The 20,460-nt window shown below is 71.7% G+C and carries 25 protein-coding genes; 7 read left to right on the forward strand and 18 right to left on the reverse strand.

All coding sequences use genetic code 11. From position 1 onward, the window contains the following. Positions 1-241: 241 nt before the first annotated feature. Positions 242-934: a class I SAM-dependent methyltransferase gene (locus ACIBQX_RS00285; protein ID WP_396999161.1), complete on the forward strand. Its 693-nt coding sequence runs from the start codon at positions 242-244 to the stop codon at positions 932-934. Between the two features lie 3 nt (positions 935-937). Here the strand turns inward: ACIBQX_RS00285 and ACIBQX_RS00290 are convergent, their stop codons facing one another. After that, complete coding sequence (locus ACIBQX_RS00290; RefSeq protein ID WP_396999162.1) at positions 938-1,516, reverse strand: TetR family transcriptional regulator; 579 nt, start codon at positions 1,514-1,516, stop codon at positions 938-940. 87 nt (positions 1,517-1,603) lie between these two features. Between ACIBQX_RS00290 and ACIBQX_RS00295 the strand changes: the two genes are divergently transcribed. The 3 genes from ACIBQX_RS00295 (at position 1,604) to ACIBQX_RS00305 (ending at position 3,537) form a co-directional block, all read left to right on the forward strand. Next, positions 1,604-2,041 carry a MarR family winged helix-turn-helix transcriptional regulator gene (locus ACIBQX_RS00295; RefSeq protein WP_396999163.1) on the forward strand — a complete coding sequence of 146 codons (438 nt, stop codon included), beginning with the start codon at positions 1,604-1,606 and terminating at the stop codon, positions 2,039-2,041. Further along, on the forward strand, positions 2,038-2,868 hold the full coding sequence (locus ACIBQX_RS00300; protein ID WP_396999164.1) for an alpha/beta fold hydrolase: 831 nt from the start codon (positions 2,038-2,040) through the stop codon (positions 2,866-2,868). The genes ACIBQX_RS00295 and ACIBQX_RS00300 overlap by 4 nt, the downstream gene beginning before the upstream one ends. Positions 2,869-2,970: 102 nt before the next feature. After that, complete coding sequence (locus ACIBQX_RS00305) at positions 2,971-3,537, forward strand: hypothetical protein (RefSeq protein WP_396999165.1); 567 nt, start codon at positions 2,971-2,973, stop codon at positions 3,535-3,537. An 82-nt stretch (positions 3,538-3,619) separates the two neighbouring features. Here ACIBQX_RS00305 and ACIBQX_RS00310 read toward each other — a convergent pair whose 3' ends face one another. Continuing rightward, on the reverse strand, positions 3,620-4,267 hold the full coding sequence (locus ACIBQX_RS00310) for a response regulator (protein ID WP_396999166.1): 648 nt from the start codon (positions 4,265-4,267) through the stop codon (positions 3,620-3,622). Next, on the reverse strand, positions 4,264-5,454 hold the full coding sequence (locus ACIBQX_RS00315; protein WP_396999167.1) for a sensor histidine kinase: 1,191 nt from the start codon (positions 5,452-5,454) through the stop codon (positions 4,264-4,266). Before ACIBQX_RS00315 ends, ACIBQX_RS00310 begins: the two co-directional genes overlap by 4 nt. A 99-nt stretch (positions 5,455-5,553) precedes the next feature. Between ACIBQX_RS00315 and ACIBQX_RS00320 the strand changes: the two genes are divergently transcribed. Continuing rightward, positions 5,554-6,948, forward strand: a complete 1,395-nt coding sequence (locus tag ACIBQX_RS00320; RefSeq protein ID WP_396999168.1) for an OFA family MFS transporter — start codon at positions 5,554-5,556, stop codon at positions 6,946-6,948. 180 nt (positions 6,949-7,128) lie between these two features. On the opposite strand, the gene ACIBQX_RS00325 is transcribed toward ACIBQX_RS00320, so the two are convergent. The 5 genes from ACIBQX_RS00325 to ACIBQX_RS00345 all read right to left on the reverse strand — a co-directional run bounded on the left by ACIBQX_RS00325 (position 7,129) and on the right by ACIBQX_RS00345 (position 10,612). Next, entirely contained in the window at positions 7,129-7,626 is a 498-nt protein-coding gene (locus ACIBQX_RS00325) for a DinB family protein (protein WP_396999169.1), read from the reverse strand. Beyond that, positions 7,623-8,945, reverse strand: a complete 1,323-nt coding sequence (locus ACIBQX_RS00330) for an RNA polymerase sigma factor (RefSeq protein ID WP_396999170.1) — start codon at positions 8,943-8,945, stop codon at positions 7,623-7,625. Before ACIBQX_RS00330 ends, ACIBQX_RS00325 begins: the two co-directional genes overlap by 4 nt. After that, positions 8,942-9,277 carry a YciI family protein gene (locus ACIBQX_RS00335; protein WP_396999171.1) on the reverse strand — a complete coding sequence of 112 codons (336 nt, stop codon included), beginning with the start codon at positions 9,275-9,277 and terminating at the stop codon, positions 8,942-8,944. The genes ACIBQX_RS00330 and ACIBQX_RS00335 overlap by 4 nt, the downstream gene beginning before the upstream one ends. Before the next feature lie 136 nt (positions 9,278-9,413). Next, on the reverse strand, positions 9,414-10,022 hold the full coding sequence (locus ACIBQX_RS00340; protein ID WP_396999172.1) for a dihydrofolate reductase family protein: 609 nt from the start codon (positions 10,020-10,022) through the stop codon (positions 9,414-9,416). Positions 10,023-10,066: 44 nt separating this feature from the next. Further along, entirely contained in the window at positions 10,067-10,612 is a 546-nt protein-coding gene (locus tag ACIBQX_RS00345; RefSeq protein WP_396999173.1) for a dihydrofolate reductase family protein, read from the reverse strand. A gap of 102 nt (positions 10,613-10,714) precedes the next feature. On the opposite strand from ACIBQX_RS00345, the gene ACIBQX_RS00350 reads away from it, so the two are divergent. Then, positions 10,715-11,698 (forward strand): aldo/keto reductase, encoded by a 984-nt coding sequence (locus ACIBQX_RS00350; RefSeq protein WP_396999174.1) that lies wholly within the window; start codon positions 10,715-10,717, stop codon positions 11,696-11,698. A gap of 10 nt (positions 11,699-11,708) precedes the next feature. Here the strand turns inward: ACIBQX_RS00350 and ACIBQX_RS00355 are convergent, their stop codons facing one another. Both ACIBQX_RS00355 and ACIBQX_RS00360 read right to left on the reverse strand, forming a co-directional pair. Then, on the reverse strand, positions 11,709-12,392 hold the full coding sequence (locus ACIBQX_RS00355; RefSeq protein WP_396999175.1) for a response regulator: 684 nt from the start codon (positions 12,390-12,392) through the stop codon (positions 11,709-11,711). After that, entirely contained in the window at positions 12,377-12,541 is a 165-nt protein-coding gene (locus tag ACIBQX_RS00360; protein WP_396999176.1) for a hypothetical protein, read from the reverse strand. Before ACIBQX_RS00360 ends, ACIBQX_RS00355 begins: the two co-directional genes overlap by 16 nt. On the opposite strand from ACIBQX_RS00360, the gene ACIBQX_RS00365 reads away from it, so the two are divergent. Beyond that, positions 12,540-12,929: a hypothetical protein gene (locus ACIBQX_RS00365; RefSeq protein WP_396999177.1), complete on the forward strand. Its 390-nt coding sequence runs from the start codon at positions 12,540-12,542 to the stop codon at positions 12,927-12,929. The two genes, ACIBQX_RS00360 and ACIBQX_RS00365, sit on opposite strands and share 2 nt — an antisense overlap. Positions 12,930-13,090: 161 nt before the next feature. Here ACIBQX_RS00365 and ACIBQX_RS00370 read toward each other — a convergent pair whose 3' ends face one another. From ACIBQX_RS00370 to ACIBQX_RS00405, 8 genes are all read right to left on the reverse strand, one after another. After that, positions 13,091-13,891, reverse strand: coding sequence for a nuclear transport factor 2 family protein (locus ACIBQX_RS00370; RefSeq protein WP_396999178.1), 801 nt, complete (start codon positions 13,889-13,891; stop codon positions 13,091-13,093). A 62-nt stretch (positions 13,892-13,953) separates the two neighbouring features. Next, on the reverse strand, positions 13,954-14,913 hold the full coding sequence (locus ACIBQX_RS00375) for a sigma-70 family RNA polymerase sigma factor (RefSeq protein WP_396999179.1): 960 nt from the start codon (positions 14,911-14,913) through the stop codon (positions 13,954-13,956). A 45-nt stretch (positions 14,914-14,958) separates the two neighbouring features. After that, positions 14,959-15,687, reverse strand: a complete 729-nt coding sequence (locus ACIBQX_RS00380) for a TIGR04222 domain-containing membrane protein (RefSeq protein WP_396999180.1) — start codon at positions 15,685-15,687, stop codon at positions 14,959-14,961. A gap of 63 nt (positions 15,688-15,750) precedes the next feature. Beyond that, positions 15,751-16,557 carry an urease accessory protein UreD gene (locus ACIBQX_RS00385; protein WP_396999181.1) on the reverse strand — a complete coding sequence of 269 codons (807 nt, stop codon included), beginning with the start codon at positions 16,555-16,557 and terminating at the stop codon, positions 15,751-15,753. After that, a complete protein-coding gene (gene ureG / locus ACIBQX_RS00390) occupies positions 16,554-17,240 on the reverse strand; it encodes an urease accessory protein UreG (RefSeq protein ID WP_396999182.1) in 687 nt (228 codons plus the stop codon). Before ureG ends, ACIBQX_RS00385 begins: the two co-directional genes overlap by 4 nt. Positions 17,241-17,266: 26 nt before the next feature. Then, positions 17,267-17,950, reverse strand: coding sequence for an urease accessory protein UreF (locus ACIBQX_RS00395; protein WP_396999183.1), 684 nt, complete (start codon positions 17,948-17,950; stop codon positions 17,267-17,269). Beyond that, entirely contained in the window at positions 17,950-19,746 is a 1,797-nt protein-coding gene (locus ACIBQX_RS00400) for an urease subunit alpha (protein ID WP_396999184.1), read from the reverse strand. Before ACIBQX_RS00400 ends, ACIBQX_RS00395 begins: the two co-directional genes overlap by 1 nt. After that, positions 19,739-20,377 carry an urease subunit gamma gene (locus tag ACIBQX_RS00405; protein WP_397001497.1) on the reverse strand — a complete coding sequence of 213 codons (639 nt, stop codon included), beginning with the start codon at positions 20,375-20,377 and terminating at the stop codon, positions 19,739-19,741. The genes ACIBQX_RS00400 and ACIBQX_RS00405 overlap by 8 nt, the downstream gene beginning before the upstream one ends. Between the last annotated feature and the right edge of the window lie 83 nt (positions 20,378-20,460).

Here is a 20,460-nt window from a genome sequence, read left to right on the forward strand (position 1 = left end):
GAACCGATCGTGGCCCACATCGGGAGGGGCGGGGAGGCACGCTCCACCTGCCGTACCGGCTCCCGGAGCGGGCAGGCGGCGTAGCAGGCCTTGCCGCTCTCCGCGCCGTCGCGCAACGCGGTGAGGACGAACCACGACGGCTGTTCTGACGTTCCTCAGGGCATGAAGCGACGTCATCCCGTTCGCCGGAGCGTCCGCAACGCGGCCGGACAGTCCCTTCGCCGTGTGCGATCATGGATCGATGCCAACGACCTGGGACGAGGCGTTCGCGAGCCGGTACGACGAGTGGTCGGCGCACATGACGGCCGACATCGCCTTCTACGTGGAGCTCGCGCGTGCGGCGGACGGGCCGCTGGTCGAGCTGGCGGTCGGGAACGGGCGGGTCGCGATCCCGGTCGCGCGGGCCACCGGTCGGCCCGTCATCGGCATCGACATCTCGCCGGCGATGCTCGCACAGGCGCGCGCCCACGCGGCCACCGCCGGGGTGACGCTCGACCTGCGCGAGTGCGACCTGCGCGAACTCTCCCTGGACGAGCCGGCGGCGCTGATCTACTGCCCGTTCCGGTCGCTGCAGCACTTGCCGACGTGGGCCGGCCGCCGCCGCGTGTTCGAGCGGGTCGCCGCCTCGCTCCGGCCGGGCGGGCGGTTCGCCTTCAACGCCATCGCCTTCGACCACCGGATCGCCGCCCGGCTCGACGGCCTGCGCCAGGAGCGGCCCGTGCCGCACACGATCCGCTACGCGGTCGGCGACAACCGGATCGACATGGTCCTGGACGACGGCGCGACGAGCTCCTTCTGGTGGGCGACGAAGAACGAGTGGCTCGGCCTCCTCGACGTCGCCGGTCTCGAACCGGAGGCCCTGTACGGAGGCTTCGCGCGCGAGCCGTACACCGAGGACAGCCGGGAGTACGTGTTCGTCACCCGCCGCCCGTAGGCTTCAGCCGCCCAGGCCGGACTCCAGGTGCGCCAGGGCCCGGTCGATCTCGGCGGGGCCGTCCAGGCCGGGGTCCTGGGCCCACTGCTGCCAGACCATCGCCACGACCCCGAAGACCGCGCCGATGGCGTCGCGCAGCCGGGGGTCGTCCGCCGCGAGGCCGGCCCTGTCCGCCACGATCTCGCGGATCTCCTGGATGAGGCCGGGGCTTCGGCGCAGGTTGGCCGCCACCAGCTCGGGGACGGTGGCCGCGAACACCTCGCGCGCACGTCCTGCGGCGATCTCCTCGGCGGACAGGGCGGCGAACGCCGTGCGGAACGCGCCGCGCAGGACGGCCACCGGTGTGCCCGGCGGCTGAACGGGCAACGCCTCCATGAGGGGCGGGAAGCGGTCGAGCGTGGCGAGATCCTCCTTCGTCGGGAAATAGCGGAAGAAAGTGGCCGGGGAGATCTCGGCGGCGGCGGCGATCTGCTCGATGGTGGTGGCGCCGTAGCCGCGTTCGTGGAAGAGCCTGAACGCCTCACGCAGGATCGCCTCCCGCGTCTTGACCTTCTTGCGCTCGCGTAGCCCGCCGGTGTCCATGGCTGAAGTTTACTGCCAATTGATGGTCTGCTTTCAGATTTTACCGGCGTAACTTGCAAGGCTAAGTAAGCATGCTAAGTTATGAGCGTGGAACGGAACCTGAGTTTCAACCTGCATGTGCTCACCGCCCGGCTGGACCGGGCGGCCGACAGGATCCTGCGGGCGGAGCATGACATCTCCTACAGCCGCTTCCTGGCGCTGACCCTGGTCGGCGAGCTGGGCGTCTCGACGCAACGCGCCCTCGCCGACAGCCTGGGCGTGACCGAGCCGTCGGTGAGCCGGATGACCTCGGTCCTGGCCGCCGAAGGACTGCTCGACGTGCAGCCCGACCCCGCCGGAGGGCACCGCCGGCAGCTGACCCTCACCGACGAGGGGAAGCGGCTGGTGTCCTCGGTCCAGCAAGGGCTCGAAGAGCGGGTGGCCGCCCTCGTCCACAACAGCGGCGTGCCGTACGAGGAGTACGCGAGGCACACCGCGCTCCTGCTGGCGGCCGTCGACGACATCGAGAAGAAGAGAACCAAGTGAGCATCCAGACCACACATCCGCGCACGGTCACCTCGGCCGACGGCACCCCCATCAGCTATCGGACCATGGGCGCGGGGCCGGACCTCATCGTGGTCGGGGGCGCGCTGCGCGCCTCGCAGGACTACCTGCCGCTGGCCTCCGCGCTGGCCGGCTCCCGTACGGTCCACCTCGTCGATCGGCGAGGCCGAGGCGGCAGCGGCCCCCAGGGCCCCGGCTACACCCTGGCCAAGGAGGTGGAAGACCTCCTGGCCGTCCAGGCGGAGACCGGCGCGCGAACGGCGTTCGGTCATAGTTACGGCGGGCTCGTCGTCCTGGAGACCGCACGTTCGTTCCCGGTGTTCGACCGCGTCGCGGTCTACGAGCCCGGCGTGCCCTGCGGCCCGGTCCACACCCACTGGATGGCCCCCTACCGGGAACGGCTGGCCGCGGGCGACCCCTACGGCGCGTTCGCCCACTTCGTCCGCGGGTCCGGCGGTGCACCGGCCTTCATGGCCAAGATGCCGCACTGGTATCTGCGCCTGGCGCTGCGGGTCGGGCTCCGCGGGCCCGCCTGGCGACGGATGCTGCCGCTGCTGGAGGCCAACCTGAACGAGCACGAGCAGGTCGCGGCCCAGCAGGGCCGCCATACCGCGTTCGCGGCCGTCACCGCCTCGGCGCTGATCCTCTGCGGCGGCCGCAGCTCGCGGACGAGCAGAGCGGAGTTCGGCGTGCTGCGGGACACCCTGCCGGACGCCACCCTCGAAACCTTGGACGGCCTCAACCATTTCGGCCCGGAAGGCAAGACGGCCTCGACCGTGGCCGAGCGGACACTGGCCTTCCTCCGCTGACGCGCCGTTGGTGGCCCGGCGGACGCGGGCGCTCCTCCGCTGACGCGCCGGTCGTGGCGTCACCGGCTTGCCGTGACGCCAACCTAGCGCCATAGTGCCGTCATGGATCTCACGCCGTACGTCGACAGTCTCCGCCGCGAGCTGGCCGTCGCCGCCGAGGCGGGCGGCCCGGAGGCCCGCGCGCTCGCCGAGCGCCTCACCGCGCCGCTGGACTCGGCCGTCCGGCTCACCCTCCTGGAGGCGCTGTCGGCCGCCGCGGGCGAGATCACCCGCGATCTCGCGCCAGGCTCGGTCGACGTACGGCTGCGCGGCCGTGACCCCGACTTCCTGGTGACGCCACCGCCTGTCGGCACGTCACCGCAAGGGGCGCCGCCGAGCAGTTTGAGCACCGCGCTGGCCGGCGCGGTGGAGGTCGCGATGGGCATCCGGCAGCCCGTTCCCCCGGCGCCACCGGAGTCCGACGACGGCGGCACCTCACGGATCTCGCTGCGCGTCCCCGACCACCTCAAACCGCGCATCGAGCAGGCGGCCGGCCGGGAAGGACTGTCGGTCAACGCCTGGCTGGTCCGAGCCGTGTCCGCGGCGCTCGGCCCCGCCGAGGGAGGCGGCACTCCCGAGAACCACGGCGATCCACGTACCGGACGCCATTACACCGGCTGGGTGCGCTAGCGCACCCAGCGGCGGTGGAGAGGTGGACAGCGGGGCCAGGCGCCAGGCCGGGAGCCGACCGCGAGCGGTGGCCGGCCCGTGGTCAGCCCGTGGCCATCATGCGGCTCGCCCAGGCCCAGGCCGCGATCTCGACCCGGTTGCGGGCGCCGAGCTTGGCCTGGACACCCGCGACGTGGCCCTTGACCGTGCTGAGCGAGATGAACAGCTCGTCGGCGATCTCCTGGTTGGTGCGCCCTCGGGCGACCGCCTGGACGATGTCGAGCTCCCGCGTGGTCAGGGGCCGCGCGAGCGGGCGGGCCTCGGCGCGGGTTCCGCCGTCGGCGAGGCGGCGCAGCAACCGCAGGGTGATCGACGGCGAGATGAGCGCGTCGCCCGCGTGCGCGGCCCGCACGGCCTCGACGAGCAGGACAGGGCCCGCGTCCTTGAGCACGAACCCGGCCGCGCCGCAGCGCAACGCGCCGTAGACGTACTCGTCCAGGTCGAAGGTGGTGACCATGACCACGCGTGGCGGCGCGTCGGCCAGCGCGCGGGCGACCTCGATGCCGTCGAGGCGGGGCATCTGGACGTCCACCAGGCACACGTCCGGACTCGTCCTGCGGGCCTGCTCGATCGCCTCGACGCCGTCGCCGGCCTCGGCGACCACGGTGATGTCGGGCTGGTCCTCAAGGATGATCCGCAGGCTGGCCCGGATCATCTCCTGGTCGTCGGCCAGCAGCACCCGGATGGTCATCGGCGCTTCCCGGACAGCGACGGCGGCGCCGGGACGGTGGCGCGGACGGTCCAGCCGGAGCCGGGGCGGGGGCCGGCCGTCAGGGTGCCGCCGAGGGCTTCGAGGCGTTCGCGCATGCCGATGAGGCCGTATCCGGCGTGACGGTAGCGCCTGGCGGGCGCCTGCGGGGCGTCGTCCTCGACCACGACCGTGACCGCCTCCTCGTCCTGGGTGATGTCGATGGCGACCGTGCGGACGTGCCGGGCGTGCCGGGAGACGTTGGTCAGCGACTCGCGTACGACGCGGTACACGGTGCTGCTCACCTCGGGCGGCCAGCCGTCCGGCTCGGCGGCCAGCCGCAGGCGCGCCCGCCGGCCATGGCCTTCGAAGTTCTCGATCAGCTCGGCGAGCCGTTCGTGGCCCGCCACGTCGAAGGCGGTGTCGCGCAGGAGGCCGACCACGCGGCGGGTCGCGGCCAGCGCCTCGGAGCCCGCGGTCTCGATGCCGGCGAGCGAACCGGCCGTCCGGTCGGGATGCTTGGCGGTGACGAGCTGGGCGGCCTGTGCCTGGAGCACGATGCTGGTGATGTGGTGGGCCACGACGTCGTGCAGCTCCCTGGCCAGCTCCAGGCGTTCGGCGTGCCGTACCCGCTCGGCGGCGGCGTGGCGGCGGGCGGCGAGGAGCCGGAGGGCGAGCCCGGCCGCCAGGGCGGCGAGCCAGATCAGGGCGCCCTGCACCGGCACGGCCGAGCGGGGATTGGCGAGGTAGCCGGCCGCCATCACGGCCGGTCCCCCGGCGGCGACGGCGCAGGCCGTGCGGGCGGGCAGGGTCCTGACCGCGGAGCCGGCGAGCGCCGCCAGGCCGAGGGAGGCGGCGGGGCTGGGCTCGGCGGGCAGGTGGACGAAACGGGTGACGAGGACGGCGAGCGCCGCCACGGTCAGGCCGGCGACGGCCGTCCACAGGCGAGAGCGGCGGCGCACCAGGGCGAGCACGCCCACCGACGCGCCGACGGCCGCGCCGAACAGCCAGTAGCCGTCGCCCCAGGAATCGGCGACCCAATAAGCCTGGAATGCGACGGCTGTCGCGATGACGACGCCGAGCCCGGCGTCGGCCGCCGCCTTGCGCCGATCGGGGAAGCCCACGGTCGTCCAGGCTAGGGCAGGGGTGCCGCCGGTCGAACCGGCCGAAAGTACGGTCTCGTTCTGCACGGCCGTCGCTGCCTCGTCCGGGGAAGTAGCAAAAAATTCAATTAATCAACGTAGTTTCGGTCTCGACCGGGGGTCCCGGGAGCACATACCGTATACGGCATGTCTGGCGACATGATCCCCCCGGCTCGGTCCCCGCTGACCCCTGCCTTCCTCGACCGCTCCCGAACCGTGGCACCGCCCGGCTGGAGCCGCTGGCTGATCCCGCCGGCGGCCCTGTCCGTCCACCTGGCGATCGGCCAGGCGTACGCGTGGAGCGTGTTCAAGCCGCCCTTGGAGTCCTCCCTCGGCCTGTCCGGCACGATGAGCGCGCTGCCCTTCCAGCTCGGCATCGTGATGCTCGGCCTGTCGGCCGCGTTCGGCGGCACGCTGGTCGAGCGCAACGGGCCACGGTGGGCCATGTTCGTCTCGATGACCTGCTTCTCCAGCGGCTTCCTGCTCTCCGCGTTCGGCGTGGCGATCGGGCAGTTCTGGCTGGTGGTGCTGGGATACGGCTTCATCGGCGGCATCGGGCTCGGCATCGGCTACATCTCGCCGGTCTCCACCCTGATCAAGTGGTTCCCCGACCGGCCCGGCATGGCCACCGGCATCGCCATCATGGGCTTCGGCGGCGGGGCGCTGATCGCCTCGCCCTGGTCGGCGGGCATGCTCGGCGCGTTCGGCACGGACACGACCGGCATCGCGCAGACCTTCCTGGTCCACGGCGTGGTCTACGCGGTGTTCATGTCGGTGGGGGTGATGCTGGTCCGCGTGCCGCCCGAGGGCTGGCTGCCCCGGGGCTGGACGCCCTCCCTGGCCGCCGCCAAGCCGCTGGTCACCACCGCGGACGTCTCCGCGCGCAACGCGATCCGTACCCCGCAGTTCTGGTGCCTGTGGATCGTGCTGTGCCTCAACGTGACCGCGGGCATCGGCATCCTGGAGAAGGCCGCCCCCATGATCAGGGACTTCTTCTCCGACACCGACACCCCCGTCGCGGTCGGCGCGGCGGCCGGCTTCGTCGCGCTGCTCTCCCTGGCCAACATGGCCGGCCGGTTCGTGTGGTCCTCCACCTCCGACCTGATCGGCCGCAAGAACATCTACCGCGTCTACCTCGGCGTGGGCGGGCTGCTCTACCTGACGATCGCGCTGGCCGGCGACAGCTCCAAGCCGCTGTTCATCATGTGCACGATCGGCATCCTGTCCTTCTACGGCGGCGGGTTCGCCACCGTGCCCGCCTACCTCAAGGACCTCTTCGGCACCTACCAGGTGGGAGCCATCCACGGCCGGCTGCTCACCGCCTGGTCGGTCGCGGGCGTGCTCGGCCCACTGATCATCAACGCGATCGCCGACGCGCAGGCAGCCGCGGGCCGGTCGGGACCCGCGCTGTACACGACCTCCCTGTACATCATGATCGCGCTGCTCGTGATCGGCTTCGCGGCCAACGAGCTGATCCGCCCGGTCGCCGAGAAGTTCCACGAACGCGTGCCGGAAACCCCGGAAACCCCGGCCACCCGCTGACCGTGACGAGCCGATGAGGACTCCCGTATGAGCAACGACAGCCGCACCCTGCTGATGGTCCTGGCCTGGGCCTGGGTCGGAGTGCCCTTCGCCTTCGGTGTGTACGAGTTGGTCCTGAAGCTCACCCAGCTCTTCGCCGGGTAACGCCACGCGGTGCCGGGCTCCGTCCCCTGGACGATCTCACCTGGTCAGGACGAGCCATCTCCTGCCGTCGATGAGCTCCCGTGCGGCGTCGAGATGACCGGCATGGCAGGCGGTCTCGGTGATGACGTGCAGTACGACCTCCCGCAGCGTGCGCGCCTGCCAGTCGGCGAACCACTCCGGCCACCACACCGGCGCGGCCTGCATCGAGGTGGTGGCGATGACGGCGTTCGCGGCGTCGATCTCCCGCCGGTAGCAGGTGAGGACCGCTCCGACCGGCACGTCGCGGCCGACCTGCCAGGCGTCACCGGACTGGCCGAGCCCGTCGATGACGGCCCGATCACCGGAGACGACGGCGCGGAACCAGAACCGCTCGACGTCCAGGGCGAGATGCCGTACCAGGCCCAGGCAGCTCCAGCCCGACGGCAGGACCGGCCGCCGCAGATCCGCCTCGCTCAGGCCGGCCAGGATGTCGTGGACATGCCGTCGCTGATGGTTCAGGTAGGTGAGCAGGGTCTCGGTTTCCGGGCTCATCATCGGAGCGGCTCCCGCCGGGCGTTCTCGTCGGCTCGGTCGAGCAGCGCACGGCGTTCGGGCTCGCTGTGCGCGACGGCGGCCGCCTGCCGGAACAGGACCGCGGCGCGGTCGCGGTCGCCACCCCGGGCGGTGAGGTCTGCTTCGGCGGCGATGGCCAGCGGGTGACCGTCCAGCGCGCCGCCCGAACGCAACCCGGCCAGCAGCGCGAGCCCGGCCGGTGGCCCGTGCGCGTAGCCGTGCGCGACGGCCCGGTTCAGCTCGACCACGGGCGTGGAGTGCATCCGGGCCAGGTCGTCGTAGCACCGGGCGATCGTCGGCCAATCCGTGCCGGAGACCGACGGCGCGGTGACGTGGCAGGCGGCGACGCGCGCCTGCAGCCCGTACGGCCCGTCCGGGCCGTCCTGCTCGACCCCGGCCAGTATGTCCAGGCCCTCGGTGATCGAGGCCCGGTCCCACCGGGAACGATCCTGCCTGTCGAGCGGCAGCAGATTGCCCTCGGCGTCCTGGCGGGCATCGCGCCGGGAGTGCTGCAGGAGGAAGAGCGCCAGCAGCGCCGACACCTCACTCTGCCCCGGCATGAGCCGGCGCAGCAGCCTCGCCAGCCGGATCGCCTCCTGCGCGAACGCGGGCTCACCGTCGGCGTCGTAGCCCTGGGTGAACAGCAGGTAGAGCACCGCCAGCACGCCGGGCAACCGCTCGGCCAGGGCCGGGCCGGTCGGGACCCGGTACGGGATCCCCGCATCGGCGATCTTCCTCTTGGCCCTGGTCAGGCGCCGGGTCATGGTCGGCTCGGTGACCAGGAAAGCGCGAGCGATCCGCGCGGCCGGCACCGCGCAGATCGTCCGCAGCGTCAACGCCACGCGCGCTTCCAGCGGCAGCGCCGGGTGGCAGCACGTGAAGATGAGCCGCAGCCGATCGTCCACGACCTCCTCCTCGCCGACGGCTTCGGGGCCGTCGTGTCCGGCCGGCGCGAGCCTGGCCAGTTCCTCCAGCTTGCGGCGTTCCACCGAGGCGCGGCGCAGCGTGTCGATCGCGCGGTTGCGCGCCACCGTCATGAGCCAGCCGCCGGGGTTGGCCGGCACCCCCTCCTGCGGCCACCGCCGCACGGCCAGCGCCAGCGCCTCCTGAGCGCAGTCCTCGGCCAGCGTCCAGTCGCCGGTGACGCGGATGAGCGTGGCGACGATGCGCGGGCAGGCGTCGGCGGCCACCGTTTCCAGAGACACCGCCTCCAGAGACGCCTGCTTCAGAGACGCCGCCTCCAGAGACGCCGCCTCCAGAGACGCCGCCTCCAGAGACGCCGCCTCCAGAGACGCTGTCACTGTTCGAAGTCGGCGAACGGACGCAGCTCCAGCCGTCCCGCCCTGGCCATCGGATGAGCGCGAGCGACCTCGATCGCCTCGTCCAGATCGTCGCATTCGAGCAGGTCGAAGCCCACGATCACCTCCTTGGTCTCGGCGAACGGGCCGTCGGAGAGGATGAGCTCCCCTTCGCGGACGCGGACGGTGGTCGCCGCGGACTCCGGCGCCAGGACCGCGCCCCGCAGACGCCGCCCGCGTGCGTCGTTCTCGGCCACCCAGGCCTCGATGTCCGGCTCGTTTTCCTTGTCCGTGTCAGGCTCGGTGTCGCTGCAGACGAACATCATGTACTTCATGACGCGCTCCTCGGATTGACGGCGTACACCATGGTGACGAATGGGCAGGCGGCTTCCGGACACACCCCACCGATACATTCGTGCGGACGATGAGGTCACCGCCTTTCCCGAGTTCGCCCGGCCCGTCGGGAGCGCGCTAGGCGACAGAGCCGTAAGCGGGCTTGCCCGTCCAGTCGTAGGTGACGTACACGACACCGGCGTCGGTGGGCGTCACCCCGGTGAGCTTCAGCCCGGCGGGTGCGGCCCCCTCGGCGAACAGCCGCTTCCCCTCGCCGAGGACGACGGGGAAGACCAGCAGCCGGTACTCGTCGACCAGCTCGGCCTCCTGCAGGGTGCGCAGGAGATCGCTGCTGCCCTGGACCAGGATCTCGCCGTCGGTGCTCCGCTTGAGCTCGGCGACCGTCTGAGCGGCCTCGCCCACCAGGACCCGGGTGTTGCGCCAGGCGGCGTCCATCGGCGTCCTGGTGGTGACGTACTTCGGCATGCTGTTGATCTTCGCGCCGCCCTCCTCGTCCGGCACGCCGGGCCAGTGCGAGGCGAGGATCTCGTAGGATCTGCGCCCCAGCAGCATGCCGTCCGCGCGGTCGAGCTGCTCGCCCATGATGCGGCCGAACCCCTCGTCCACGTGCGGGGCCAGCCATCCGCCGTGCGGGAAGCCGTTGGAGTCGTCCTCGCCGGGGCCGCCGGGGGCCTGCATGACGCCGTCCAACGACACGAACGTGGAAACAACCAGTTTGCTCGCCATCTGTCACTCCTGTCGTGGTGCGGGACTTCTACCCCATGAGCGGGCTACGGTTTCGTGTAGGTGGCGATGATCACGCCGCTCTTCATGACCTGGGTGTCGGCCAGGGCCAGCGTCGTCTGGACGTCGCTCAGCGGCGCGGACACCGACGGACCGCCCACGAACACGGGGTGGATCCAGAACCGGACCTCGTCCACCAACCCCGCCTTGACCAGGGCGTGCGTGACCACGCCGTAGCCGTACATCAGGATGTCCGCGCCCGGCCCGGCCTTGAGAGCGGTGACCGCCTCGACGAGGTCGCCCTCCAGCACCTCGCTGTTGTTCCACTCCGGGTCGGTGAGTGTGGTCGAGGCGACGTACTTCTTGACGTTGTTGAAGTAGGCCGCGCCGGTGCTCGGGTCGCTCTCGTCACGGGTCGGCCAGGCGGCGGCGAAGCCCTCGTAGGTGCGCCGGCCCATCAGCAGGGCGTCGGCGGCGGCCGTCTGCTCACCGGCGAAGGCGGCGGCCTCCTCGTCGAAGTACGGCATGGTCCACATGGGGTCCTCGATGACGCCGTCGAGGCTGATGTAGGTCGAGCTGATGAGCTTACGCATCGTGGGTTCCTCTGGGCTGTGCGTGTTTCTTTCGATGACCACTACTGTGCCCGGAGCTTCTTACGATTCGCTTCAGGCCCCCTTACCGGCAAGATAGGGCGAATGGAGACGAATCGACTCGGGCGCAGCTCGGTGGAAGTGACGCGGCTCGGCTTCGGCGGTGGGCCCATGGGCGGCCTGTTCACCCCACTGGACGACGACACCGCCGCACAGGCCCTCGCAGCGGCCTGGGACGTCGGGATCCGTTACTTCGACACCTCACCGCACTACGGCATCGGCCACTCCGAGCGCCGCTTCGGCGCAAGCCTGCGCGACAGACCACGATCGGAGTTCACCCTCTCCACCAAGGTCGGCAGAGTCCTCGTCCCGCAGAACCCCGAGGGGCGGATGGACGAGGCCTTCATGGTGCCCGCCACGCACCGGCGGGTGTGGGACTTCTCCCGCGACGGCATCCTGCGCAGCGTCGAGGACTCCCTGACCCGGATGGGCGTCGACCGCATCGACGCCCTCTACCTGCACGACGCGGAGAAGCACTTCGACACCGCCCTGCGCGACGGCTACCCGGCGCTCGCCGAGCTGCGCTCGCAGGGCGTGGTGGGCGCGATCGGGGCGGGGATGTACCACAGCGGCATGCTGACCACCCTGGTGCGGGAGACCGACGTCGACGTGGTGATGCTCTCCGGCCACTACACGCTGCTGCAGCAGGGCGCCCTCGACGACCTGCTGCCCGCGTGCGCCGAGCGGGGCGTCTCCGTCCTGGCGGCCTCGATCTTCAACTCCGGGCTGCTGGCCACTCCCCGGCCCGCCGAGGACGCCTTCTTCGACTACGCGCCCGCCTCGCCGGAGGTGCTGCGCCGCGCCAACCGCATCGCCGACGTCTGTGAGGCGCACGGTGTGACGCTGCCCCAGGCGGCGATGGCGTTCCCGCTGCGGCACCCGTCGGTGGCGGGCATCGTGGTCGGGATGCGCACGGCCGAGGAGGTACGGCACAACATCGCCTCGTTCGAGGCCGACGTGCCCGACCAGGTGTGGTCGGACCTGCTCGGCGAGGGACTCCTCGACGAGAGGGCCGCCGTCCGGGCCTGACACGCGCGGATCACCCGGGGGCGCCCGGGGAGACCAGGCCGGTCTCGTAGGCGACGACGACGGCCTGGACGCGGTCACGCAGACCGAGCTTGGACAGGATACGGGCGACGTGGGTCTTCACCGTCGTCGGGCTGATGGTGAGCCGGTCGGCGAGTTCCGCGTTGGTCAGGCCGGTGGCGAGCAGGCGCAGCACCTCCAGCTCCCGGGGCGTCAGCTCCGACAGATCGCGGTGCAGGGCGGCCTTCGCCTCGTCCCGGCGGGCGAACCGCTCGATCAGGCGCCGGGTGATGGCCGGGGCGAGCAGCGCGTCACCGGAGCGCACCAGCCGCAGCGCCGCCACCAGATGCTCGGGGGTGACGTCCTTGAGCAGGAAGCCGCTGGCGCCCGCGGTGAGGGCGGCGTAGACGTACTGGTCGAGGTCGTAGGTCGTCAGGATGAGGACGCGGGTCTCGCTCGCGTCACCGGACAGGATCCGCCGGGTGGCCTCCAGCCCGTCCATCCGCGGCATCCGGACGTCCATGAGCACCGCGTCCGGCCTGGTCCGCCGGACGGCGGCGACCGCCTCGGCGCCATCGGCCGCCTCGGCCACCACCTCGATGCCGTCAGCGGTGAGGATCATGCGGAATCCGGTGCGCACCAGCGCCTGGTCGTCGGCGATGACCACCCGCAGCGGGCCGGTCACGCCGACGTCCACGGCAGCCGGGCCTGGACCCGGAAGCCGCCGCCGGGTCTCGGTCCGGCGTCCAGCGTCCCGCCGTAGACGGCGAGCCGCTCACGCAGCCCGATCAGCCCCCGACCGGACCCGGTGGGCGCTTCCCTGGCCTTCCGCGCCGGGATCGACATGGACGGCACCACGTACGGCTCGATCCCGGGCAGCGGGCTGTCGCGACCGTTCATGTTCCTGGGCAAGCCCGCCACCTACACCCCCGGCTCCGGCCACCCGGCAGCCGCCACCTGGGAGCACGACTGGCGGCTCCTGACCGGGTGGAAGCGCTGGGTGCTGCTCACCGGCGCGGTGCACGTGTCCTTCACCGACTACGGCGCGCTGGTCGACCAGCTCGGCGTCGACTCCGGCGCCGAGGTGTCCGGCGCCCGCTCCCTGGAGATCACCCGCCGATACGTCGGCGCCTTCTTCGACCTGCACCTCCGCAACCGGCCGCAACCCCTGCTGGACGAGCCGTCCTCCCGTTACCCGGAGGTCACGTTCTGCACGGCGAAGACCTGCCGGTAGAAGGCGCGCCGGCACTGCTCCTGTCCACCAGCTGATCGCCCTCTCCGGCACCGCCGACGTACAGGTCCGCCACCATGGCCCCGCGCCGTTTCCCGGCCCGCTCTACCTGCTCTCGTGGGTGCCGGGCCGTCGTCGACCTGTCCATTCTCCAACCGTGAACATCACGGAGACAGATCGGCCCTCGCCTCGCCCGTCTTCAGGTCGTACGGAATCGAAAGGTGCTGGTGGACCATCACCCACGCGCCACTCCTGCGCTCGAACACCCGCGTGCCCCGCGACCAGTGCTCGGCCTCCCCGGCGACCCGGACCCGGTTGAGCCCCCACGCCACCGCGAGGTCATCCCCCACCAGGACCCGTAGATCCGGGATCGCCAGGCTGACGTCACCGTCGACGCCCAGGCCGCGCGCGCACACCTCCCGCACCGCCGCCGCCCCCGCGTACTGCAGCGGAGCCTCATGCTCGTACGACACCACGTCGTCGGCGACGGACGCCATCATGCCGTCCAGATCCTTGGCCGCGGTGGCGTCGAACCACCGCTGATGCACCTGGCGCACCTCCCGCTCGGCCGCGCCCCGATCCATGATCGGGAACGAGTGGTGCTCATGCGCCACCACCCACCGGCCGCCCTCCTTCCGCAGCCCCAGCGTCAGCCGCAGCCGGTTGCCCGGATCCTCTCCCGGCATGCCGCACCGCAGCAGCGCCTGCGCGAAGGCCACGTCAGCGCCGGCCGTGACCTCCAGGGACACGATCTCGAAGCAGGCCCCCTGAGCCTGCCACCGGAAGAACGGCGGCCACGTCTCCCGGTACGCCTCGATGCCCCGCACCCCCTCCTGAGGAGGCGGCACGTCGAACATCACGATGTCCTCGGCGTGATCCGCGACGACCCCCTCCAGGTCGCCCCGATGCACCGCCTCCGCCCAGCGCTCGATCAGCGTACGAATCCGCATGTCGTCGGTTGCCATGAGATGAGGTCCCTCCGGTTCGATGTCACCGTCACCCCTACAACCCCCGCCGAACCGGAAACTCATCGCGAATCCGGCAACCCGAACGCGGCGAAGTCCGCGTCCAGGAACGAGACCACCTCCGCGACCCGCCTGCCCCGCACCACGAGCATGTCCAGACCGGCCGGAACGTGCACGCCTCGCTCCTCGTCCCACATGTACGTGCCGAAGGCGAGCTGACCGTTCGCCCCCACCGGCACGAACCGCCAGCGACTCCGCAACGGCCCGTCGACCAGGAACCCGCGAATGCCGGCCCGCCCCGCGTACCACGCCGTCAGCGGCGGCATCGAGTACTTCGCGTCCTCCGTCAGCATGGCCACGATCGTCTCGACGTCGCCCGCCTCCCACGCGCGCGCATACCGCTGAGCGAGCTCACGCCGCCCCTCCTCGCCCAGCTCACCCAGCGTCCGCTGCTGCGTCCGCTCGGGCAGCACCTCCGCCAGCACCTTCCGGGCCCGCTGCAGAGCGCTGTTGACCGCAGCCACCGACGTGTCCAGCAGGCCGGCGACCTCGCCGGCCGCGAACCCCAGCACCTCGCGCAGCAGCAGCACCGCCCGCTGCACCGCCGTCAGATGCTGCAGCGCCGCCACGAACGCCAGCTCCACGCTCTCCCGCGCCACCACCCGCGCCTCAGGGCTCAGCTCCGCCGTCCACCCCATCAACCGATCCGGGTACGGCTCCAGCCACGCGACCTCGCCGGCCGTTCGCAGATCGGCGGGCAGCTCACGGCGACCCCGGCGTTCGATGAGCGTCAGCGCCCTGTTCGTAGCGATCTTGTACAGCCACGGCCGGATCGACCCCCGATCCTCGAACCGCCCCAGACCACGCCACGCGCGATCCAGCGTCTCCTGGACGACGTCCTCCGCGTCATGCGCCGACCCCAGCATCCGGTAGCAGTGGGCGCACAACTCATCCCGGAACGGCCCCACCAGCCGGTCGAAAGCATGGCGATCACCCGCCCGCGCCGCCGTCAACTCACTCATCGCCACCACCTTCATCCACAACCGGTACGGAGGCGGCCCTGGAGATCAGCGATGTTCGTGATCGCGCGGGCGCTCGCCGTGGAGCACGTACGCCTCCAGGCTGTCGTCATAGCCGGGATGCGCCGCGAGCACGTCCTCGTAAGCCGCCTCGCCCGCCGGCGTCCGCACCAACGTTACCCATCTCAGCACCAGCGCGAAGGCCACCGTCAACGGCGGCGCCAGCAGCATGGACCACTGCTGCCCGATCATGCCCAGCGCGGCCTCCCAGTCCCCGGACAGCAGATCGGCGACCACGACGACCATCACCGCGACGAACCCGAGGTTCGCCCACAACACCGCGAACCCGCCCAGCACCGCGACCCCGGCCACCCACAGCGTCCAGGTGGGGCGCAACAGCCCTCGCCGCACGAGCTGGGCGCGGATCCGCTTCTTCAGCGGCCTCCAGCCCGGCGCCCCCTCGATCTCGGCTCGGCGGGCGTGGCCCATCCGCTTCGACAGGATGGCGAGCACCAGCCGCTCGGCCGGATGCTCCGCCGACATGCCCGCGACAGGCGAGCACAGGCCCTCCGGGGACTCACGGACGACGTTCCGCCTGACGAGCGCGGTGATCACGGTGTCGGCCAGCGACCGGCCGCCGCCGGCCAGCACGGCCAGCTCGTAGGCGTCGGTGATCTCACCGACGCGGCCACGCCCGCTCCGCCACCGCGACAGGCATTCCACCAGAACCAGAACGACGACGGCCACCAGGCCTGACACGACAACGATCAGGAGCATGACCACCGTCCACCCTCGGGACTCCATCCTCACCCATGCGTCTGCGGACGTACAGGAAGATTTTCAGAGACCGGCCACCCGCGAAGAAGCGGCGTCGAGGAGACGGCACAGCGCCAGCGGGTCCGGGGCGACGGCCGTCACCAGGATGGCCGGGCCGGTGAGCGGGGTCAGCACGGCCTCACCCGCTCCGAGGCCGCCGCCGAACAGCCGGACGCCGGGCCGCTCCTCCGCGAAGGCCAGGTCGACGACGAGCAGCTGACCGACGGCCCGATGACCGCCGAGGACGGCGGGACCGTCCCACGACGGAGCCCCGGGACCGTACTCAGTCTGCTGGTCGAGCAGCAGGCGACCGTCGTGCCGGACGGTGAGGCGGCCGGTCAGCCGCCCCGACGGCTCGTTGGCCCGCCCCAGGACCTGTTCCTCGCGCAGCACGAGCCGGGCGGTGGCGGCCAGGTCGATGACGCAGCTCTGCCGGAGGTTGCTGCGCGCGGCGGAGATCAGCGGCTTGGGCAGCCAGTGCAGCCGCGCCCCCTCCGCCACGGTCAGCCGCACGTCGTAGGCGGCGTGCTCGCGGGTGGGCCCGCGCAGCGCGACGGTCGCGGCGGCCGTCGTGACCCGCAGGTCGGCGCCCTGCTCGGCGGTGGCTTCGATGCGCAGCCGGTCGCCGCCGAGTGGGGCGCTCATCGCGCCCAGGACGCACACCCGCGCCTGTTTCCCGTACGACCGGCCGCGGCGCAGCTCGAACGGCCCGTCCCCGCACAGAACGGGAAGCGCCGTGGCCCCGCCCACCGCCGTCGCCGTGATCCGTGCGGTGGCCCGTACGCCGAGGCGCGCGGCTTCTCGGGCCGGCCGGGTGGCGGCGACGGTCATGCGGCGCCCGCGGTCCAGTCGGCGAGGCGTTCGCCGACCCAGTCCGCCACCGGCTGGACGCCGCCCTCGGACTTGAGCGTGGTGAAGGCCACCGGGAGGTCGCCCCGCTGGGCCTTGGCGTCGCGGGCCATCCCCGCCAGGTCGACGCCCACGTACGGGGCGAGGTCGGTCTTGTTGATGACGAGCAGGTCGGCGGTGGTGACGCCGGGACCGCCCTTGCGCGGGATGTCGTCCCCTCCCGCGACGTCGATGACGAAGATCTGCACGTCGACGAGCCCCTTGGAGAACGTCGCGGTCAGGTTGTCGCCGCCCGACTCGACCAGGATCAGGTCGAGCGGGCCGACCTGATCCTCCAGGTCCTCGACGGCTTCGAGGTTGGCCGAGATGTCGTCGCGGATGGCGGTGTGCGGGCACGCCCCCGTCTCGACCGCCTGGATGCGCTCGGCGGGCAGGACGGCCTCGCGGAGCAGGAATTCGGCGTCCTCACAGGTGTAGATGTCGTTGGTGACGACGGCGATGGACAGCCGGTCGCGCAACGTACGGCACAGGGCCGCGACCGTGGCCGTCTTGCCGGAGCCGACCGGCCCGCCGAGGCCGATGCGCAGGGCTCGGCGGCGGCCGTCGGGGCGTTCGGAGTCGGCGGGGGCGGAGGCGGGGAGGGCGTCCGCGTGGTGCAGGTGCATGGCTGCTCCGATGGTGTGGTCGGCGATCAGGAGGCGAAGAGGCGTACCGGGCGGTCGGCGTGCCGCTCGGCGGCGAGGTCGAGCAGCGGCGCCGAGGCCGCGGGCAGCGCGTCGACGCCCTCGGCGGCGACCCGTGACGCGCGTTCGGCACCGTGCGCCGCGATGGCGTCGAGGTCGGCGGTGAGGCGGGCGAGGACGCCGGTGGCGTCGAACGGGTTCAGGCTCAGCAGGCGGACGGTGGCGGTGGCCGGGCCGCTGACGGACTCGTACGCCGCCACGTACGCGGCCTGCAGCGGGGTCAGGCCCGCCGATCGGGCGGTGAGGCCGAGGACGACGGGCTGGTGAGCGCCGCGTGGCCGGGCGGCGGCGAGTGCGTCGAGCTCGGCCGAGGGCCAGGTGGCGCGGGCGGCCCGCATCAGCTGGCGGCCCAGTCTGCGCGCGGTGTGCCGCAGGGCGGGTACGGGGGTGCGGGCGTCGGCGGCTTGGTCCAGCAGGAGCGGGTCGTGGCCGGCGGCGGCCGCGGCGGCCAGGCCCGCCGCGACCAGCCCGCTGGTGTGCAACCGGCCGCGGCAGAACTCCTCCAGGCTCGCGACGTCGTGAACGCGTCCCGCCGTGACGGCCCACTCCGCCCCGCCGGAGTGGGCGTGCCCACCGGCGGGGAAGCGGCCGTCGGCCAGGACGAGCAGTGCGGCGCTGTGCGGCTGACTCATCAGAAGAGGAAGTAGCGCTGTGCCATGGGGAGCTCCGTGGCGTAGGCGCGCTCGACGAGCTGATCGTCGATCTCGGTGCGCACGTCCTTGGCCGTCGCCCCGCCGATCAGCACCGTGAACGTGTCGGGGTCGATCTGGACGTCGGGGGTGGCGTTGTTCTCCCGCATATCCGCTTTGCGGACCTCCCGCGTGCTGCGTACGGGTCTGAACTGCTTGTCCAGCTTGAGCCGTTCGGGCAGGCCGCCGTCGATGGCCCGTTCGGTCACGAAGTTGACGGAGTTGCCGCGAGAGGCCCGGCCGGTCGCGCCGAACACGGCACGGGGCAGGACCGGCTGCGGCGTCGGGATGGAGGCGTTGGCGTCGCCCACCTGGGCGTAGGCGATCTGGCCGCCCTTGATGACGCGATGCGTCTTGACGCCGAAGAACTTCGGCTCCCACAGCACCAGGTCGGCCAGCTTGCCCGGTTCGATCGACCCGACCTCGTGGTCGATGCCCTGGGCGATGGCCGGGTTGATGGTGTACTTGGCGACGTAGCGGCGGGCGCGATGGTTGTCGGCGCCGTCGTCGCCGTCCAGGAAGCCACGCCGGGCCTTCATGACGTGCGCGGTCTGCCAGGTCCTCATGATCATCTCGCCGATGCGGCCCATGGCCTGAGCGTCCGACGACATGATCGAGATGGCGCCCAGGTCATGCAGGATGTCCTCGGCGGCCATCGTGGAGGGCCGGATCCGCGAATCCGCGAAGGCGCGGTCCTCCTCCACCAGCGGATTCAGGTGATGGCAGACCATCACCATGTCGATGTGCTCCTTGACGGTGTTGTAGGTGAAGGGCCGGGTCGGGTTGGTGGAGGCGGGCAGCACGTTCGGCCGGCTCACGATGGTGATCATGTCGGGGGCGTGGCCGCCACCGGCGCCCTCGACGTGGAAGACGTGGATGGGGTGGTCGCCGATCGCCTCGATGGTGTCGGCCACCACGCCCGCCTCGTTCAGCGAGTCGGCGTGCAGGGCGAGCTGGACGCCGGTCTCCTGGCACACCTCCAGGCACCTGCGCAGGACGGCCGGAGTCGCGCCCCAGTCCTCATGGATCTTGAAGCCGAGCACGCCCGCGTCCACCTGGTTGAACAGCGACTCCCTGGACATGGTGCTGCCCTTGCCGAACAGCCCGATGTTGACCGGGAAGGAGTCCAGTCCCTCGAACATCCGGTCGATGTGCCAGGAACCGGGCGTGACGGTGGTGGCGGTGCTGCCCTCCGCCGGGCCGGTGCCACCGCCGATGAGGGTGGTGACGCCGGCGGCGAGCGCCTCGTGGATCTGCTCGGGGCAGATGAAGTGGACGTGGGTGTCGACTCCCCCCGCGGTGAGGATCTTGCCGTTGCCCGCGATCACCTCGGTCTCGGGGCCGATGAGGAAGTCGGTGGCCTGCTCGTGACCGTCATGGACGGGGTCCATGGTCTCGTCGTTGTACGCCTTCCCGAGCGCGACGATCCGGCCGTCCCGGATGGCGACGTCGGCCTTGACGACACCCCAGTGATCGAGGATGACGGCGCCGGTGATGACGGTGTCCGGGGGCTCGGGGGCGCCGGGTTCAGCGGAGTCGCGGGGCGCGCAGGACTGGCCCATCGATTCACGGATCACCTTGCCGCCGCCGAAGACGACCTCGTTGCCGCTGCGTCCGGGCCCGCCGGACCAGTCGTCGGTGATCTCGATCCGCAGGTCGGTGTCCGCCAGGCGGATACGGTCACCGGTCGTCGGGCCGAACCGGTCGGCGTAGTCGGTGCGGGACAGCGGCTCAGCCATCGAGGTGACCTCCGACCAGGCCGCGCAGGCCCGCGACGACGCGCTTGCCCTCGATGGGCACCAGCTCCGCCTCCCGTGGACAGCCGGGTTCGAAGCGCATGGAGCTGCCGGCCGGGATGTGCAGGCGCTTGCCGTACGCGTCGGCCCGGGTGAAGGTGAGACCGGGGTTGGCCTCGTAGAAGTGGTAGTGGGAGCCGACCTGGATGGGCCGGTCGCCGTCGTTGACGACGCTCACCGTCGTGATCTCCCGGCCCACGTTGAAGTGCACGGACCCCGCCTCCTCCGGATGCTCGACCTTCCCCGGGCTGACCAGCGGCTCCTCCCCCGCCTCCGGGAACGGGTCGTGCACGGTGACCAGCTTGGTGCCGTCGGGGAAGGTGGCCTCCACCTGGACGTTGGGGATCATCTCCGGGACGCCTTCCATGACCTCGTCGCGCGTGAGCACTCCCCGCCCGGAGGCCATGAGCTCGGCGACGGTGTGACCGTCACGCGCCCCTTCGAGCACGTGCACGGTCAACAGCGCGACCGCCTCCGGGTAGTTGAGCCGCACTCCCCGCGCCCGGCGTTTCTCGGCCACGTCCGCGGCCACATGGATCATCAGCCGTTCCCGCTCGTGCGGAGTCAGGTGCATGTCCGCCACCTCGCCTTCGATCGCCCCGTTGACTGTGCTCACCGAACGTAATCTTGTGACCACTCAATGTGACGTGGCGGGAC

Source organism: Nonomuraea sp. NPDC049714 (assembly GCF_044465295.1).
Classification (GTDB): domain Bacteria; phylum Actinomycetota; class Actinomycetes; order Streptosporangiales; family Streptosporangiaceae; genus Nonomuraea.

Excerpts from the sequence above, each read along its gene's own strand:
- ACIBQX_RS00370 (WP_396999178.1), bottom strand. The coding sequence starts at position 13,891 with ATGGCAACCGACGACATGCGGATTCGTACGCTGATCGAGCGCTGGGCG.
- ACIBQX_RS00320 (WP_396999168.1), top strand. The coding sequence starts at position 5,554 with ATGTCTGGCGACATGATCCCCCCGGCTCGGTCCCCGCTGACCCCTGCC.
- ureG (WP_396999182.1), bottom strand. The coding sequence starts at position 17,240 with ATGCACCTGCACCACGCGGACGCCCTCCCCGCCTCCGCCCCCGCCGAC.
- ACIBQX_RS00350 (WP_396999174.1), top strand. The coding sequence starts at position 10,715 with ATGGAGACGAATCGACTCGGGCGCAGCTCGGTGGAAGTGACGCGGCTC.
- ACIBQX_RS00375 (WP_396999179.1), bottom strand. The coding sequence starts at position 14,913 with ATGAGTGAGTTGACGGCGGCGCGGGCGGGTGATCGCCATGCTTTCGAC.
- ACIBQX_RS00285 (WP_396999161.1), top strand. The coding sequence starts at position 242 with ATGCCAACGACCTGGGACGAGGCGTTCGCGAGCCGGTACGACGAGTGG.
- ACIBQX_RS00335 (WP_396999171.1), bottom strand. The coding sequence starts at position 9,277 with ATGAAGTACATGATGTTCGTCTGCAGCGACACCGAGCCTGACACGGAC.
- ACIBQX_RS00310 (WP_396999166.1), bottom strand. The coding sequence starts at position 4,267 with ATGACCATCCGGGTGCTGCTGGCCGACGACCAGGAGATGATCCGGGCC.
- ACIBQX_RS00405 (WP_397001497.1), bottom strand. The coding sequence starts at position 20,377 with ATGCACCTGACTCCGCACGAGCGGGAACGGCTGATGATCCATGTGGCC.
- ACIBQX_RS00380 (WP_396999180.1), bottom strand. The coding sequence starts at position 15,687 with ATGCTCCTGATCGTTGTCGTGTCAGGCCTGGTGGCCGTCGTCGTTCTG.
- ACIBQX_RS00395 (WP_396999183.1), bottom strand. The coding sequence starts at position 17,950 with ATGAGTCAGCCGCACAGCGCCGCACTGCTCGTCCTGGCCGACGGCCGC.
- ACIBQX_RS00385 (WP_396999181.1), bottom strand. The coding sequence starts at position 16,557 with ATGACCGTCGCCGCCACCCGGCCGGCCCGAGAAGCCGCGCGCCTCGGC.
- ACIBQX_RS00290 (WP_396999162.1), bottom strand. The coding sequence starts at position 1,516 with ATGGACACCGGCGGGCTACGCGAGCGCAAGAAGGTCAAGACGCGGGAG.
- ACIBQX_RS00340 (WP_396999172.1), bottom strand. The coding sequence starts at position 10,022 with ATGGCGAGCAAACTGGTTGTTTCCACGTTCGTGTCGTTGGACGGCGTC.
- ACIBQX_RS00345 (WP_396999173.1), bottom strand. The coding sequence starts at position 10,612 with ATGCGTAAGCTCATCAGCTCGACCTACATCAGCCTCGACGGCGTCATC.
- ACIBQX_RS00325 (WP_396999169.1), bottom strand. The coding sequence starts at position 7,626 with ATGATGAGCCCGGAAACCGAGACCCTGCTCACCTACCTGAACCATCAG.
- ACIBQX_RS00400 (WP_396999184.1), bottom strand. The coding sequence starts at position 19,746 with ATGGCTGAGCCGCTGTCCCGCACCGACTACGCCGACCGGTTCGGCCCG.
- ACIBQX_RS00360 (WP_396999176.1), bottom strand. The coding sequence starts at position 12,541 with ATGTCGATCCCGGCGCGGAAGGCCAGGGAAGCGCCCACCGGGTCCGGT.
- ACIBQX_RS00365 (WP_396999177.1), top strand. The coding sequence starts at position 12,540 with ATGGACGGCACCACGTACGGCTCGATCCCGGGCAGCGGGCTGTCGCGA.
- ACIBQX_RS00305 (WP_396999165.1), top strand. The coding sequence starts at position 2,971 with ATGGATCTCACGCCGTACGTCGACAGTCTCCGCCGCGAGCTGGCCGTC.